At 43.2% G+C, this 16,883-nt stretch carries 8 protein-coding genes and 1 pseudogene; all 9 read left to right on the top strand.

The features are described 5' to 3' along the window. Nucleotide 1: 1 nt before the first annotated feature. Nucleotides 2–2,311, top strand: a complete 2,310-nt coding sequence (locus VB775_RS25440; protein WP_323217098.1) for a 3'-5' exonuclease — start codon at nt 2–4, stop codon at nt 2,309–2,311. 95 nt (nt 2,312–2,406) lie between these two features. Then, nucleotides 2,407–7,869, top strand: a complete 5,463-nt coding sequence (locus VB775_RS25445) for a DEAD/DEAH box helicase (RefSeq protein ID WP_281009860.1) — start codon at nt 2,407–2,409, stop codon at nt 7,867–7,869. Between the two features lie 201 nt (nt 7,870–8,070). Next, the gene (locus tag VB775_RS25450; RefSeq protein ID WP_281009859.1) at nt 8,071–8,571 is read left to right on the top strand and encodes a helix-turn-helix domain-containing protein; all 501 of its coding nucleotides are present in this window, start codon (nt 8,071–8,073) and stop codon (nt 8,569–8,571) included. Nucleotides 8,572–8,573: 2 nt separating this feature from the next. Further along, the gene (locus VB775_RS25455; protein WP_281009858.1) at nt 8,574–9,143 is read left to right on the top strand and encodes an IS630 family transposase; all 570 of its coding nucleotides are present in this window, start codon (nt 8,574–8,576) and stop codon (nt 9,141–9,143) included. A gap of 169 nt (nt 9,144–9,312) precedes the next feature. Then, nucleotides 9,313–9,939: a DUF938 domain-containing protein gene (locus VB775_RS25460; protein WP_281009857.1), complete on the top strand. Its 627-nt coding sequence runs from the start codon at nt 9,313–9,315 to the stop codon at nt 9,937–9,939. A gap of 233 nt (nt 9,940–10,172) precedes the next feature. After that, nucleotides 10,173–13,568: a DEAD/DEAH box helicase gene (locus tag VB775_RS25465; RefSeq protein WP_281009856.1), complete on the top strand. Its 3,396-nt coding sequence runs from the start codon at nt 10,173–10,175 to the stop codon at nt 13,566–13,568. Between the two features lie 53 nt (nt 13,569–13,621). After that, on the top strand, nt 13,622–14,458 hold the full coding sequence (locus VB775_RS25470) for an SWIM zinc finger family protein (RefSeq protein ID WP_281009855.1): 837 nt from the start codon (nt 13,622–13,624) through the stop codon (nt 14,456–14,458). 624 nt (nt 14,459–15,082) lie between these two features. After that, entirely contained in the window at nt 15,083–16,627 is a 1,545-nt protein-coding gene (locus VB775_RS25475) for an ATP-binding protein (protein WP_281009854.1), read from the top strand. Nucleotides 16,628–16,639: 12 nt separating this feature from the next. Then, nucleotides 16,640–16,883, top strand: a pseudogene (locus VB775_RS25480) (hypothetical protein); the annotation flags it as partial.

Below are 16,883 nucleotides of genomic sequence, written 5' to 3' on the forward strand. Positions count from 1 at the left end.
CATGACCTTTAGCCTCACCTTTACTCCAACCTTTTTGAATGAACTCATTGGCATTCCTCAGAATGTGTTCAAACGAGTTTCTAAAGCCACCAAATTATTAGAACGCGATCCCATATCTGCCGAAGGCGATGCCAAAAAGCTCAAAGGTTATGAAAATGTCTATCGCATCCGTATTGGTGACTATCGCCTGTTTTATGCGATCGGTACTGGTTGGGTAAAGCTGCTGAGTGTCCGCAAGCGCAATGAGCGCACCTATGAAACCGAAATTCCTAATGTCGTAGCTCCAGAAACCCCCCTCGATCTCCAGTCCGTAAAACCGAAGAAAGTCCCCTCAACTTCTAGCCCCCTCTCCCAAAACCCTACTAGCTATGCCAATAGCTTACCCTCACCCCCCAGCCCCCTCTCCCAAAACTCTCTAAGCTATGGCAATAGCTTACCCTCACCCCCTAGCCCCCTCTCCCAAAACTCTCTAAGCTATGGCAATAGCTTACCCTCACCCCCCAGCCCCCTCTCCCAAAAGGGGAGAGGGGGAGAAAGAGAAGATCTTGCTCCCCTCTCCCCCCTTGGGAGAGGGGCTGGGGGTGAGGGACTCCCTTTCGCACTTACAGAAGATATCTTGCAACAATGGCAGATTCCCGCACAATATTGGACAGCGATCGCTAAGGTGAATAGCGCTGAAGCATTGCTAGAGCTAGATATGCCCGATCGCTTGCTAAATGTGATTCTGGATAACCTTTACCCACGTTCCATTGAAGAAATAGACACTCAGCCTGAATTTGTCCTCAGTCAAGCCGAAGACCTCGATCGCTATTTTGCGGGCGATCTCAGTGCTTTTTTACTCAAGCTCAGCGACGAACAAGAAAAATTAATTCAATTTGGGAGCAATGGCACAGTCCTGATCAAAGGCGGTGCAGGTACTGGTAAATCCACCCTTGCCCTCTATCGCATCAAAAAATTAGTAGAGCAGGGCTGCACCTCCATTTTATTTACCACCTATACCAATGCCCTCGTTTCCTATTCCGAGCAACTTCTAGAACAATTACTAGGCTGTCCTCCTGCTGATAAAGGCGTAGAAGTAACTACGATTGATGCGATCGCCCGCCGCTATTTCGTTACCACAGGCAAAACCACCCCATTCATTGATCGTGATAAATGTCTATCACTATTAGCCAATGCCTTAGAGCAAGCGAATATTCCTGCCCAAAATGTATTCGATCGTCAAGTCAAACTGCAAACATTACAAAAACTGGGTTTGCCCTACCTCCTCGATGAAATCTTACAAACGATCGAAAATTGGGGCATTCGCACTCTTGATGATTACATCGCCCACGATCGGCGTGGTCGCGCCGTGCCGTTGCGACAAAATATTCGTGAAGCAATTTGGGCAGTTTATGAAACATGGGAAAAGTTATTAGCTAAAAATGGTAGCCTCACATGGGAACAGCTACGCCGCCAAGCTCTTGAAGTTGCTCAAAATCTAGTTGAGAAACCCTATCAAGCGATCGTCATTGATGAAGCTCAAGACTTCTCCCCCGTCGCACTGCGCTTTTTACTTAACCTCACTCCCAACTTCGACAATATTTACATCACCGCCGATGCTTCTCAATCCATCTATCAGCGCGGCTTTAGCTGGAAGCAAATCCATGAAGATTTGAAGGTCACGGGACGGACGCTCATCCTCAAGCAAAACTATCGCAACACCCAACAAATAGCGATCGCCTGTACCGATATTCTGCTTGGCACAGAAGCAGGCGACTCTGAATGCTTGCAGCAAATTCCCTCTCTGCACATCGGCGACCCGCCCTTACTTTTATTGAGCAAAGACCAAGATCAAGAACTAGCCGCGATTCGCGATTTTTTAATAGACTCCGCCAAACGTTTTCGTCTTCCTCTGCATGGTAGCGCGATCCTTTGCCCAAACAACTACAGCGCTGAAACCTATGCCAAACATCTAACCCAACTAGGACTCAAAGCCAAATTTGTTTCAGGTAAAAAGATCGATCTTAAAGCTCCCTACATTAAAGTCCTTACCCTCTATTCCGCTAAAGGTTTAGAGTTCCCTTTTGTAGTAGTCACGGGATTAGCATCAGGTAATTTCCCAAGCTTCAATAGTGATTTACCTAACGAAGAACATTCTAAAATCCGCGATGAACAAAGGCGGTTATTTTATGTCGGCTGTTCTAGAGCCATGCGATCGCTCATGGTCTGTGGCTCCTCCTCCCATCCCTCTGAATTTATTGAAAACCTCACATCTCCCCACTGGAACCCTCACCCCCCAGCACCCTCTCCCATGAAGGGAGAAGGGGAGTAAGAACAATTTCTTGTTCCCCTCTCCCCCCTTGGGAGAGGGGCTAGGGGTGAGGGTCTTAGAAACTTCCACATAACGACAAACCTGCAATTAAAATTATGTCCTCAAAACTATCTCTGCAATTACAAAACCTGATCCAACAGCCTGAAGCCGTGTTACATACTTTTGCGGGCATGATTGTCGATGGGAATGTGGCGATCGACTGCTCAGGAGTCGAAGCCGCAGATATTAATGAGTCTCAATTGCAAATTCTCTTTGGAGAAATCCGTGAAAAATGGGACTTCATACAACTCGGTGAATCCCTCGATCCTGCGACTATGAGCGATTCTCTAGCAGAGAAATTACTTAATTGGTTTCAAAATAAGCCAGTCGTTAAAGTTAGTAATCAAATTATTAATCTTAATGATTCTCCCTCCACTCCATCTCTCAACATCTTTGCTCAACGCGATCGCATCATCAATGAATATCGCAGCTACATCGAAAGCTTTCTCAAAATCTCTGATCCGCGACTTAAAGAATTTGTCGAACAGGAGTTAAACAATGGACACCTCTGGACACCACCCCTCCTGCAACTAACTCCCGAATATCAAAAAGGACGAACTACCAGCGAACTCATTGCCGCAGGCATCTTACATTCTGACTGTTCACAATATTTCCGCACTGATAAAGGACAACCCTTTCACTTTCGCTATCACCAAGAACAAGCCTTTGAAATCGCCCATCGTCAAGAAAACTATGTTGTCACCACAGGTACAGGATCGGGCAAAAGCTTAACGTACATCGTGCCAATTTTCGATGACCTAATCCGTAATCCTGACCAAACAGGCGTTAGGGCAATTTTGGTATATCCCATGAATGCCTTAATTAATTCCCAACAAAAAGAACTAACCAAATTCCTCGAAAATGTTACGGATACTCATATTCGCGTTGAAAAATATACGGGACAAGAAAACCTGAGCGAGAAAACCCGCATCCAAAATGATCCCCCGCAAATCCTGCTCACGAACTATGTAATGCTTGAACTGATGCTTTCGCGTACCCATGAAGCAAAGTTTGTCAAATCCCCCAATTTAAAATTTCTTGTCCTCGATGAATTGCACACCTATCGCGGTCGTCAAGGCGCAGATGTAGCAATGCTAATCCGTAAACTGAAGCAACGGTGCGGTCAAAAGCTGATCTACATCGGTACGAGCGCCACCATGTCTACCCAAGGCGATCGCCATGATATCCGCAAGACGATCGCAGATGTCGCCAGTAAACTTTTCGGCTCGGAGGTCAAACCCAATCATGTGATCGATGAAACCCTCAAACGTTCCATTGATCGCTCTGAGCCTGACCTTGAAGAATTAAAAGCGGCGATCTCTAATCCCTTACCCGAACCATCAGATCCGCAAACCGATCTAAACCTCTTTCGCCAGCATCCCCTCCCCGCTTGGATTGAGATGAACTTTGGGCTAAAAGATGACAATGGGCATTTAATCCGTCGTACTCCCATCGCCATCTCTATTGGTGCAAAGCAACTCGCTGAACTGACAGGACATCCGATCTCTGAATGCGAACAAAAACTTACCGATGTATTGCTATGGGGCAGCCGAACAAAAGGTTTAACTTTTAGACTGCATCAGTTCATCTCACAAGGCGGTAGTGTCTATGCCACGATTGAGCCAAAAGATCAGCGATACCTTACCCTTGATGGACAATACAGCACCACAGGCGATCGCTTGCTGTTCCCCATCGTCTTTTGTCGCGAATGCGGACATGATTACTACATGGTGCGTTGCGATCGCGAAAATCATAAAATTACACCGCTACTCCCCAATGCGATCGACTTTGACCCCGATAACACCGAAATTCAAGAAGGCTATATCACCCTTGATGAGCCTGATTTATGGAGTGAGGAAGATGGCGATCGCTTGCCTGATAGTTGGTTTAAAGTTACCAAAAGAGGTGGACGGGAACCCCAACAAAAATATATTGATCGCATTCCGCAAAAGCTGCGGATTCTATCCAATGGAACGATTACCGATAAATTAACCGAAGGGATTCCCTGTTGGTTTGTCAAAAAGCCTTTTCGCGTTTGTCTCAACTGTGAAATTCTGCATGATGGACGCAAAGCCGAGTTTACCAAGCTTTCTCGACTTAGCAGTGAAGGACGCAGCAGTGCTACCACTTTGCTCTGTCTTTCTACTGTTGAAGAACTTAAGGCAAGTCTCGGTGAAAATAATCATGCTGCTAAAGTTCTGAGCTTTACCGATAATCGTCAAGATGCTTCATTGCAAGCAGGACATTTCAATGACTTTGTGCAAACTACATTTTTGAGATCGTCTCTATGTGCGGCTTTGGCTAAAGCTAAACTACTTACTCATGAGGCGCTGGCTCAGTCTGTATTCAAGGAAATGAATTTGCCCGAAGAGGAATATGCTAAAGAACCAGCCCCTTTTGATACCAGTAAAAGAAATGAGCGAGTTTTTCGGAACCTATTGGAATATAGACTTTACGAAGATCTACGACGCGGTTGGAGATTATTACAACCGAATTTAGAACAATGTGGCTTACTAGAAATCCAATATCAAGGATTAAGAGAAACTTGTAATGATGAAGGACTATGGCAAACTATTAAGCATCCTATCCTCAGTAAAGCATCACCTCAAGAGCGCTTTATTGCGATTAAGGAACTTCTCGATTTATTGCGGCGCGAACTAGCGATCGATGCTGACCTATTAGATGCAGAACGAGTAGATCGACTATACAAAGCAGTTACTCAATCTATTAGCGATCGCTGGAAATTTGAACTAGATGAAAATCTCTACAAAGCAAAATCGGCAATCTTCATTAAGGATAAGGATGATATTAGTTCATCTAGCAAAGCAAAGAGTAAATCATCTAGCAAATCAAATACAAAATCAAATTCACAGGAGACGATCGCCCTGAGTAAACGCAGTCGGATCGGGCGATTCTTGAGCAGCAGTGCTGCATGGTCATGGTTAACTGAATCACTCTCAGAGTCTGCCTATCAAGAACTACTAGAAAAATTAATTGCTGCTTTACGAGCTTCAGGGTTTCTGTCTGGAGATGCTAAAACCGTGCAGCTTTGTCTCGCTAAAATTGAATGGCACGCTGTCACCTTAGATCAAATTCCTGTTAGCTTACTCACTACCAAGCGGCTCCAAGGCAGCACTACTAACCAAACTAACACCAATAAATTTTTCCAAACCCTATACACAAGAAACGCAAGCGGCATTAAAAATCTCGAAGGTCGGGAGCATACAGGACAAGTTACTAATGAAAACCGCGCCAAGCGAGAAGAAGACTTTAGAAATGGCAAAATTGCGGCTCTATTCTGCTCGCCAACGATGGAGCTAGGAATTGACATCTCTGACCTCAATGTTGTGCATATGCGAAATATCCCCCCTAGTCCCGCTAACTATGCTCAGCGTAGTGGACGAGCAGGACGGAGCAATCAAGAAGCCCTCGTAATTAGCTACGCCTCCGTTGGCAGTGGACACGATCAATATTTCTACCAACGTCAAGGACAAATGGTTTCAGGGGTAGTTGAGCCTCCCAAACTAGAACTTGCAAACCAAGATCTCATGCAGTCCCATGTTTATGCGATTTGGTTGGCACAAACTGGTGTTGATTTGCAAAATTCCATGAATCAGTTACTAAACATGGATGTGCCAAATTACCCGCTCAATGATGATATTCGAGCCAGATTTCAATCTACAAGTACAGGCAATTCGCTAAAACAATGCATTGAATCTGTTCGAGAAGTCCTAGCCGATCAATTCTGTCAAGCTGATATTAATCGTGCTAGTTGGTACAATGACAACTGGATACGGCGTACCCTTGAAGATGCCCCTAATGCCTTCGACCGTGCTTGCCAACGTTGGCGAGATCTATATGCCGCCGCAGTCAAGCAAAGGGAAGAAGCCAGAAAGATTAGCGATCGCTTTGCCGCAGGTGGAATTAGCAATGCCGAGAGAGACAATGCTGAGAATCTAGAGATTGAAGCCAAAAGGCAAATAAACTTACTAATAGGCGCAACTAGTAACCAAAATCGCAACTTATCGGAACAGGAGTTTTCACCCTACCGATACTTTGCTACTGAAGGTTTTCTTCCTGGATACAACTTCCCCCGTCGTCCTATTCGCACCTATATTCCTTTTGATGGTGGCAGATTCATTTCTCGCCCTCGTAGTGTTGCCATCCGTGAGTTTGCACCCTCTAATATTGTCTATTACGAAGGCAGTAAATTCCAAATTGCTAAAACCAAAATATCTGTTGGTGGCATTCAAGATGAATATACACAAGCTGCTTTTTGCTATTCCTGTGGCTACTTCCATGAAGGACAATCTGGCTGGGAAAGAGAAACCTGTGAGAATTGCGGTGCAAAACTTGAGGATAAAGGTAGATTAAATGCCAAAACCCAGCGTTTACTGGAAATGAATACGGAATCAACTAAACGCCGTCAGCGCATTACTTGTGATGAAGAAGAACGCCTAAAATATGGCTACACGATGACCACCCATTTTCACTATGCCACAAACAAGTGCGAAGTTGCTAAAGTCTTAGTCAAAAGCGAGAAATCTACAGAATGCTTGATAGAACTTAGTTATGGAGAAACTGCCAATTTATGGCGCGTCAATCGAGGATTAAAAAATAACCGTGAAGAGATTGGCTTCAAGCTAAATCCTAAAACAGGTGAATGGGGTGATTTTAAAGGAGATCAAGCAGCAGGAAATCAAGTTACTAACCCTGAAGATTTACCCCATAACCAAGTTCTCTTAAAGGTACAAGAAACCTCCAATATTCTCGTAATCCAGCCCCAGAATATGCCCAAGGACAATCAGGATGCATTTCTCGCTACTTTGCAATATGCCTTGGAGAGAGCTATTCAAGCGGTATATATGCTCGAAGAAAATGAGTTGTCCTCCGAACGTCTTGGCAATGGTAAATATTTATTATTCTGGGAAGCTGCGGAAGGCGGTGCGGGTGTGCTATCTCAAATCATTAGTGACTCCAAAGCATTCCAACGTATTGCTAGAGAGGCGCTAGATATTTGCCACTTTACCGAAGATAAAGACAAGCCTGACTGTGTGAAAGCCTGTTATGAATGTCTATTGTCCTATAGTAATCAATTGGATCATGCCTTGTTTGATCGCCATCTAATTCATAACTACTTAGATAAGTTAACAACTAGCCTAATCGAGCGTCATTCTTCAGATATCAGCAGAGAAGAACAATTTCAAGCCCTGCTTGCACAAACAGATCCAAACTCCGATTTTGAAAGACAAGTTCTTCAGGAAATTTACGACCAGCATTACAAGTTACCTGATGCAGCCCAATACTTCATTGAAGAAGCAAATATCAAACCTGACTTCGTTTACTTAAATGAGAAAATTGCTGTTTTCTGTGATGGCTCTGTTCATGACTCTCCCGAACAAAGAAAAAAAGATCGGCGTGATCGCGACAATCTTAAAGACGCAGCAAACTTTTATGTATTAACTCTCCGCTATGACCAAGACTGGCGTTCAGAGATAAAAGGTCTAAAGTTGCACTAGTTTTTTATATTCCTTTAATTTCTTTCCTTAACAACTAATTTCAAACTAATAAATGGACTGATTTCAATGACACAACCTCCTCTCCCCCAACCTCAAAGCGATCGCACCCCAATCACCTTCGAGCAATACGATGAATAATACCAAAGCACAAAGAAGAGGCTACAGATAGTATAAAAGAAGAGAAGCAAAAGAGGAGTCAAAATGGCAGGAGTATATAAGCTAGAGATCAGCGAAAGTGAAGAAGAACTAAAAGAGATGCTAGGAAAACAAAAAACAGCATCAGACAAAGAAAGAGTGCAAGTATTGTATTTGCTGAAAAGTAAGCAAGCAGAGACAGTACAAACCGCCGCCCAACTAGTCGGCAGAAATCGAGTGACAGTCCAAGAGTGGTTGAAAGAATATAGAAAGGGAGGAATTAGCGGCTTGCTGAGGCACAAGCCGAGAGTAGGAAGAAAGTCAAAAGTCCCAGACTGGGCGCAAAAAGCATTGCACAAGCAATTGCAACAGGAGCAAGGGTTTAATAGCTACGGAGAGATACGACAATGGTTGCAAGAAAAACTGGGAATCGAAATCTCATACAAAAATGTCCATGACTTGGTGCATTGCCGAATGAAGGCAAAACCGAAAGTAGCACGTCCTTATAGCGCCAGCCAAAACCAAGAACAATGCGAAAACTTTAAAAAAAACTCTCTGAAAACTTAGCAATGATCGCATGGTATGTCGTGACCGTTTTGGGGTTAACGAGAAAAGTGCGTTTCTTTTGTCAAGACGAAACAAGGATTGGACTAAAAACAATCAGTGGTCGTAAAATCACGGCGCGTGGGATCAAACCCAAAGCAAAAGTCCAGTGGCAGTTTCAATCAACATGGCTATACGGTATCGTTGAACCTGCTACGGGAGAGAGCTTTTTCTATGAATTTAGTCATCTCAACACGGACTGTTTTCAAATATTTCTTGACCTTGTATCAGCGCAATTTGCGGACAGCATCATTCTCATGCAAGTTGATCAAGCTGGCTGCCATCGGGCTAAGCGACTACGAGTGCCAAGCAATATCATTTTTATTTTTCAGCCTGCACATTCTCCCCAATTGAACCCGATTGAGCGAGTTTGGCTATACCTGAAGCAAGGGTTGCGATTTGCTTTGCCCAAAAATATGGATGAGTTGCGCCTTTTAGTCAAGAATCGTCTCTCTGAGATGACTAAATCTGTCATCGCCTCTATTGTCGGTTGGGCTTCCATTCTTGATGCTCTATCTGTAGCCTCTCTTTTGTGATTTGGTATAATTCAGTCTCCTCGACAGCAGACATCAGTTCAGGTCGTGGGAGTGGAAGTTTAGAACTTTCTAGTATCTTTGCAGGAGTATCGGTTTGGATCAGTGAGTGTTACAAAGAGCGATCTAGCCCCACAAGCGCTATGATCTTGGCAAATTTCCCCTAGAGCCGATGATCGACAATCGCCAATACGCACCTGCAACTCAACGGAACCGCAATGCCATCTTAGATGTACTTTTACAGGTTTTCCCTAAACAAGGCACAGTGTTAGAGATAGCCAGTGGGACAGGAGAACATTCCGTCTTTTTTGCACCACATTTTCATCCTTGCCAGTGGATACCATCAGACCCTAATCCCATGGCGATCGCTAGTATTACTGATTGGCAAAAGCATTACCCATCTGACAATTTAGCCGCCCCCTTACAGATTGATGTCACCGCACTTCATTGGTACTGTGAAGATAATCTACAAAATAAAGACATTCAGGCGATCATCAATATCAACATGATTCATATTTCACCTTGGCAAGCCTGCTTAGGATTAATGGAAGGTGCGAAAAACCTTTTGTCATCAGTGGGGGGGATTTTGTATCTCTATGATCCATATAAACAAGATGGCAAACATACAAGTGTGAGTAATGCTGAGTTTGATGCAAGTTTGCGATATCAAAATTCTGAGTGGGGAGTGCGAGATCTTGAAGCTGTAATTACTGTCGCCGCCGCCCAAAAATTAGTATTGCAACAAATTCAACCTATGCCAGCGAATAATCTCTCTGTGATTTTTAAGATGCTTGATTAGGCTGGATTGAATGGTGTTACAAAGTATGATCGCCACTGGATCTTTTAGTGGCACAACACTATGATCTATCTACCCCAACTAACGGATAGTCCGATGGTAATTACGATATCGTCCTTTCCCTAAATACAGACAATTCAAAGTCTATCCACAGGCAATTTTCTATCTCAAAATCTAAATAATAAATTACAATTGACACTAAATTTAGTCCTGACCCAAACCGTTCGTGAACATCTATGAAAATTCTGCATGGTACTTGGATTCCCGATCATAGTGATGATTTTATCCAAACTGGCAATTTTTATATTTGGGTAGAGACGACGGAATCGAAGACGCTCACTCCAACCAAACGTAAATCATCAAGCAAATTATCTAGCAAATCAGCTAAGACGGAGAAAGTATCTGATGATTTATCGCCAAAACATCCTGCTAGTCTGGCGGAACTGGAATTAAAGTCATTTTTGTCTAACGAGCTAGCCATTAAAGATGAGCTTTTGCAAGAAAACAATTCTCAGAAATACAGTGCTAACAAGGCGGTTTTCCCAAAATATTTTTTATTACCCACAAGTGAAAATAAGCCATTACCATCGTTAGAATCCGCAAGATATTTAGAAATTGAAAGCCCTGAAAACTTTGATCTACAATATTGGCAAATTGATTGTTATCAGGTGACTACTTCCATCAAAACTGGTAGTTATCAATTTCGCCGAGCGATGAATGTTGTCAAGTTACTGAATGATTTACATTTCATCGCCATCAATAATCTTGCCGAAGTACAGCTAGGCTCGGATTTACTGTTTTGGTATCACTACACCCAAGCCTTCAAACAGATTATTCTCAAAGATCAATATATTCCTGCAATTAAGTATCGAGAACTTGAGGTTAAAGCACCTAAAGCAACTAAAACTCCTGCTAAAACATCTGCAAAGTCCAAAAAAGCAGCTAGTCAAGCACCAAAATTTGAGATTTATCCAGCTTGGGAAATCGTTTCTGAGCAATATGCCGAAGAGTTACAGCAATATGTCGAGTATATGCCCTTAGCTTGTGTGGCAGGATTTAGTGAAGTCGCGGGACATCCATTGTTTAGCGATCACCTCACTCTATTACAGCACTTCTCAGAATCAGTTCTGCATAGCATTCTCACCAATACTTCTTCTACAGCCCAATTTGAGAAACTAGTATCGGGGTCATTATTACAAAAATGTCTTGATTTTTCCGACAATCATTATACCGATGCAATTGTTTCTGGAGATTTTGCTCTAGAAGAGTACCAACAATGGCAAGCATGGAAACAAAAAATTGTTCGCACCCAGTCCGATTCTGCATTCTATCTTTGTTTTCAACTCCAAGCTCCACTTAAAGAAGAAGAACCTTGGCAACTGCAATTTCAAGTTTCGCCTAAACAAGATCCATCCCTGAAATTGCCATTAGCCGATTATTGGACAATGACAGCAGCCAAAAAGAAAACGTTTGAAAAACAGTTTGGCAAAGAGTTTGAGCAGAATCTCTTGTTAAATCTTGGTTATGCCGCCAGAATCTATAATCCAGTTTGGCAAGGGCTAGAAACCGATCGCCCGATAGGTTTAAGCCTCGATCTTGACCAAGCTTTTGAATTTTTGAAGGAATCAGCTTGGGTTTTAGAAGATGCTGGCTACAAAGTTGTTGTCCCTGCTTGGTGGACTCCTGCGGGACGACGACGCGCAAAAATAAAGCTGAAAGGTTCTAGCAAAAGTGCAGCAAGCTCTAAAACTCAAGCTAAGAGCTACTTTGGTTTTGATCAATTAGTGGAATATCAATATGAACTAGCGATCGGTGATGAAAGCATCTCGGCTAAGGAATGGGAACAGCTAGTTAATGCTAAAGCACCGTTAGTCAAGTTTCGTGGTGAATGGATTGAACTCGATCGCGATAAAATGCAAGAGATGCTCACCTTTTGGCAACAGCAGGGACAAGGCACATCAGAGATGAGTCTGATTGACCTGATGAAGTTAACCGCCACCGATCCTGACTGGGAAGTTGATCGCAACAGCACCCTTTCGGAAATGCTATCAAAGTTGCAAGACAAGCAGCAATTTGAACCAATCGAAAACCCTCTACAACTTAATGGAACTCTACGCGAATATCAAAAACGCGGTGTGGCCTGGTTGCAATATTTAGAAAATCTGGGCTTAAATGGTTGTTTAGCCGATGATATGGGCTTAGGTAAGACTGTTCAGATTATTGCGAGATTGGTGAATGAACGTGCTGAAATTATAGAAGTTCCCGAACCCACTAAAGCCAAAAAATCAACGAAAACAACAAAATCGAAGAAAATTCTTCCTGTCTTTGAATCGGTAAATGAGATCCCACCTACGTTACTGATTGCCCCCACTTCCGTTGTCGGTAACTGGCAAAAGGAAATCGAGAAGTTTGCACCACATTTGCGAGCGATCGTGCATCATGGTAGCGATCGCCTCCAAGATGCTGCCGCTTTTCAAGAGATCTATCAAACCCATGATTTGATTATTACTTCCTTTACCCTCATTCGCAAAGATGAAGCTCTATTTAGTTCCGTAAACTGGCATCGGATTGTCATTGATGAAGCTCAAAACATCAAAAATCCTAAAGCAGCCCAAACCAAAGCAATTCTCAAATTAGAATCAAAGCACCGCCTCGCCCTCACGGGTACACCTGTTGAGAATAGACTGCTAGATTTATGGTCAATTTTCAACTTCCTCAATCCCAACTACTTGGGTAAAGAAGCACAATTTAAAAAATCCTTTGAAACGCCAATTCAAAAGAATAACGATCAAGTCCAAGCAGGTGTATTAAAGAAGCTGGTCGAACCATTTATTTTGCGGCGCGTCAAAACCGATCAATCGATCATAAAAGACCTGCCCGATAAAATCGAACAAAAGCTCTATACCAACCTCACTAAAGAGCAAGCCTCCCTCTATGAAGTAGTGGTGAGAGATGTGGAAAAACAACTCAACGAAGTCGAAGGAATTCAGCGCAAAGGCTTAATTCTATCGACATTGCTGAAGCTCAAGCAAATTTGCAATCATCCGCGCCAGTTTTTGCAAGATGGTAGCGACTTTACAACTGAGCGATCGCATAAGCTTAGCCGTCTATCGGAAATGATGGAGGAAGTAATTTCCGAAGGAGAAAGCCTGTTAATCTTTACGCAGTTTACGGAGATCGGTGATGCTCTAGAAAAATACATCCGTCAAAAGCTAAATTACAACAGCTACTACATTCACGGTGGCACAAATCGTGATAAGCGAGAACGCATGATCACCGAGTTCCAAGATCCTGAAACGGAGCCTTCGGTATTTATTCTCTCGCTCAAGGCTGGCGGTGTCGGGATCACGCTCACCAAGGCAAACCACGTTTTTCACTTCGATCGCTGGTGGAATCCTGCCGTTGAAGACCAAGCAACCGATCGCGCCTTTCGGATTGGACAAAAGAAAAATGTCTTTGTCCATAAATTCATCACTATCGGTTCCCTAGAGGAACGCATTGATCAAATGATTGAGGACAAAAAGAAACTCGCAGGGGCGATCGTTGGAGCCGATGAGTCTTGGCTCACCGAGCTAGATAACGACAAGTTTAAACAACTCATTGCTTTGAATAAGAGTGCAATTATCGATTAAATCAAGATCGCGTGCTTTGCACGGCAATTTCTTAAAACTTTAGGAGTAAAACAATGGCAAAACATAGTCGGACATGGTGGGGGCAAAAATTCATTAGCGCCCTCGAATCTTTTACCGATTCAGGTAGACTCCAACGCGGTCGCGCCTATTCTGGAGACAGTCGCATTCTTCATTTTACTATTACCAAAGGACTCGCCACGGCAACCATTCGCGGTAACGTCAATCCTTATTTTGGAGTCTATAAAGAGCCTTTCTATGAGACTGAAATAAAAATGACCGCGATCGCTGCCAAAGACTGGACAAAAATTATTGCCAATATGTCCTCCAAGGCAAGTGTAGTCACAAGATTATTGCTCAATGAAGTCCCTGAAAATATTGAGGATAGCTTTACCTCCGTTGGTAAACATCTACTGCCCTATAGTCGCAAAGATTTTCATACAGAATGTTCTTGTCCCGATTATTCCAATCCTTGTAAACACATAGCAGGGCTATGTTACCGACTTGCTGGCGAACTAGATCAAGATCCATTTCTGCTATTCGAGATGCGTGGTATATCCAAAGAAGATTTACAAGCAGAACTACTCAAATCGCCCCTCGGCAAAGCCCTAGCATCAGAACTAGATCGCACTCTTGATCCAGAACCAGCAACCTCTTACTTCACCAAACCGCAAACTGTAGCGATCGCCGAAACTCCTACCCTCAAACAATTTTGGCAAGGAAATAAGCGCTTACCATCTGCCATTCCCTTTGCTACTCCCGCAAATGTATCGGCGATCGTGATCAAAAAACAAGGCGATAATCCCCCGTTCTGGCATAAAGATAATTCGTTTATCGAAACGATGGAAGAACTCTATGTTCGGGCAAGAACCAAGAATTCATCTCTGTTGTAGAACTTTCTGTCATTATGACCATAAGCTTGCCGCGATTAATACCATAAATTTGCCGCTACTGAGTTTGAAATACCGATTTCTCCGTTGGGTTCTCCTAGATTCGTCTCCTCAGATGGAAGCATAAGTTTGCCGAAAGTCTGGAATTACAAGTATAAGCTTGCCGAAAATCGTAAACTCTTAAAGCAGCCAAAAGCCTTGAGCAGTCTAGTGTTATCTTCCTGCTACATCTAGATTTTCTTCCCATCGCTAATTTTACCACTCCAGTCACAGACAAATTTTGCCTGTGGTTGGGCTAAATGGCTTAAGGAGACGGGATTTAGCGGACATCTAATACCGAAACGTAGATTGGCTATGTGTTAGAGACCCTTACCATAGATGTTGACACCATAAGTTTGCCGCAGCGGCAAACTTATGGTCATAATCACACTTATTAACTTTCCAGCATCAAAATCTCAACTTGTCATAGAAACATCTTAGAGCAAATAATCATACATTATTTGTCATTAAATTTATGTGAATGAGTATTTATGCTTAGTTTGGTTGACGTGTTTTCAAGGTTTGAGGCGTTTGCTCGGCGCGTTGCGTTATATTGTTGAGGTATCTGCCCGTTAGTTAGCTGTCGTTATGCAAAAATGGTTTAATACTGCTGGTCCTTGTAAGCCTGACATTCACTACATGTTGTCAGCGACTGAGCGCTTGCCTGAAATCGAACAACTAATTGCTCAGGAAAATTATTTCGTGCTCCATGCGCCAAGGCAGGTGGGCAAAACGACAGCAATGATTACTCTCGCACAGGAACTTACAGCTAGTGGCGCATATACATCAGTAATGGTATCGGCAGAGGTAGGGGCAACTTTTCCCGATGAACCTGAAAAAGCAGAAGAGATCATTTTAGCAGCATGGCGAGATGCGGCAGATTTCTGGCTGCCAGACGAACTCAACCCACCCACCTACGATCTAAATCAGTCACCACAGCGTATTGGTAATTTTTTAAAGGTATGGTCAGAGGCTTCACCAAGACCATTAGTAATATTCATTGATGAAATAGATTCTCTACAAAATCAAACTTTGATGACTGTGTTACGACAGTTGAGGGATGGATTCCCACGCCGTCCCCAGGGATTTCCTCAGTCTGTCGCACTAGTTGGGATGCGTGATGTGCGGGATTATAAATATGCTTCAGGTGGGAGCGATCGCCTAAATACCTCCAGCCCTTTTAATATCAAAGTGCGTTCTTTTACTTTGAGTAATTTTACTCTTGAGGATGTGAGGAATCTTTATCAGCAACATACTGATGCGACAGGGCAGGTATTTACGCCAGAAGCTGTTGATTTAGCTTTTCATTTGACGCAGGGTCAGCCTTGGCTGGTCAATGCGATCGCTAAGGAAATTGTAGAATATATTACTAAAGATCCATCTATTCCCATTACTGCTGAGTTAGTGAATCAAGCTAAGGAAGTACTCATTAAGAGACAAGATACGCATCTGGATAGTCTTGCCGAAAGATTAAGAGAAGATCGAGTCAGAGCAGTGATTCAGCCTATTCTCGCTGGGCAGGAACTGCCAGATGTGCCACAGGATGATATTCGCTATGTTTTAGATTTAGGACTTTGTACCAATCAAGATGGTTTGACTATTGCTAATCCTATTTATCAGGAAGTTATACCAAGAGTGCTTGCCTATGTAACAACTGCGTCAATAGGATATGTTCAACCAATCTGGCTAAGCGAGCAAGGGGAATTTTTGCCCAATCGCTTGCTAGAAGCGTTCTTATTATTCTGGCGGCAACATGGGGAACCTTTGTTTGGAAGTACACCCTATCCAGAAATTGCACCACATCTGGTGCTGATGGCTTTTCTCCATCGAGTCATTAATGGAGGCGGGACGCTGGAAAGGGAATATGCGATTGGTTCGGGCAAGATGGATATTTGTCTTCGCTATGGCAAAGTGACTTTGGGGATGGAGTTAAAGGTATGGCGTGATCGCAGATCTAATCCACTCAAGGAAGGATTATCGCAGTTGGATAAATATTTATCGGGATTGAGTTTGGATACAGGTTGGTTGGTGATCTTCGATCGCCGTTCTGGTTTGCCACCGCTAAGCGATCGCACTACGACTGAGAATGTCATCAGCCCCGCAGGAAGAGAAATTATTGTAATTCGAGGCTAAAGACTAATTGCTATGTCAATACCAGAGCCTATTTTAGTTATTTACAATGAACCGTCCAAAGCGATCACCGCCACAGATTTACGTCAAGCAAGGGTGGATGAATTTTTAGCATCGAGGTCTTTACAACCAAAAAGTCGTAAGGCTTATCAAGCGGACTTATGGATATTTATGGATTGGTGCGATCTGGCTTGGGTGGATGTGAGTCGGCGCAAAGTGACACAGTTTAAAACTTTTTTGTTGAAGGAACGCGAACTAG

The sequence above is a fragment of the Pseudanabaena sp. CCNP1317 genome (assembly GCF_034931345.1).
Taxonomy (GTDB): domain Bacteria; phylum Cyanobacteriota; class Cyanobacteriia; order Pseudanabaenales; family Pseudanabaenaceae; genus Pseudanabaena; species Pseudanabaena galeata.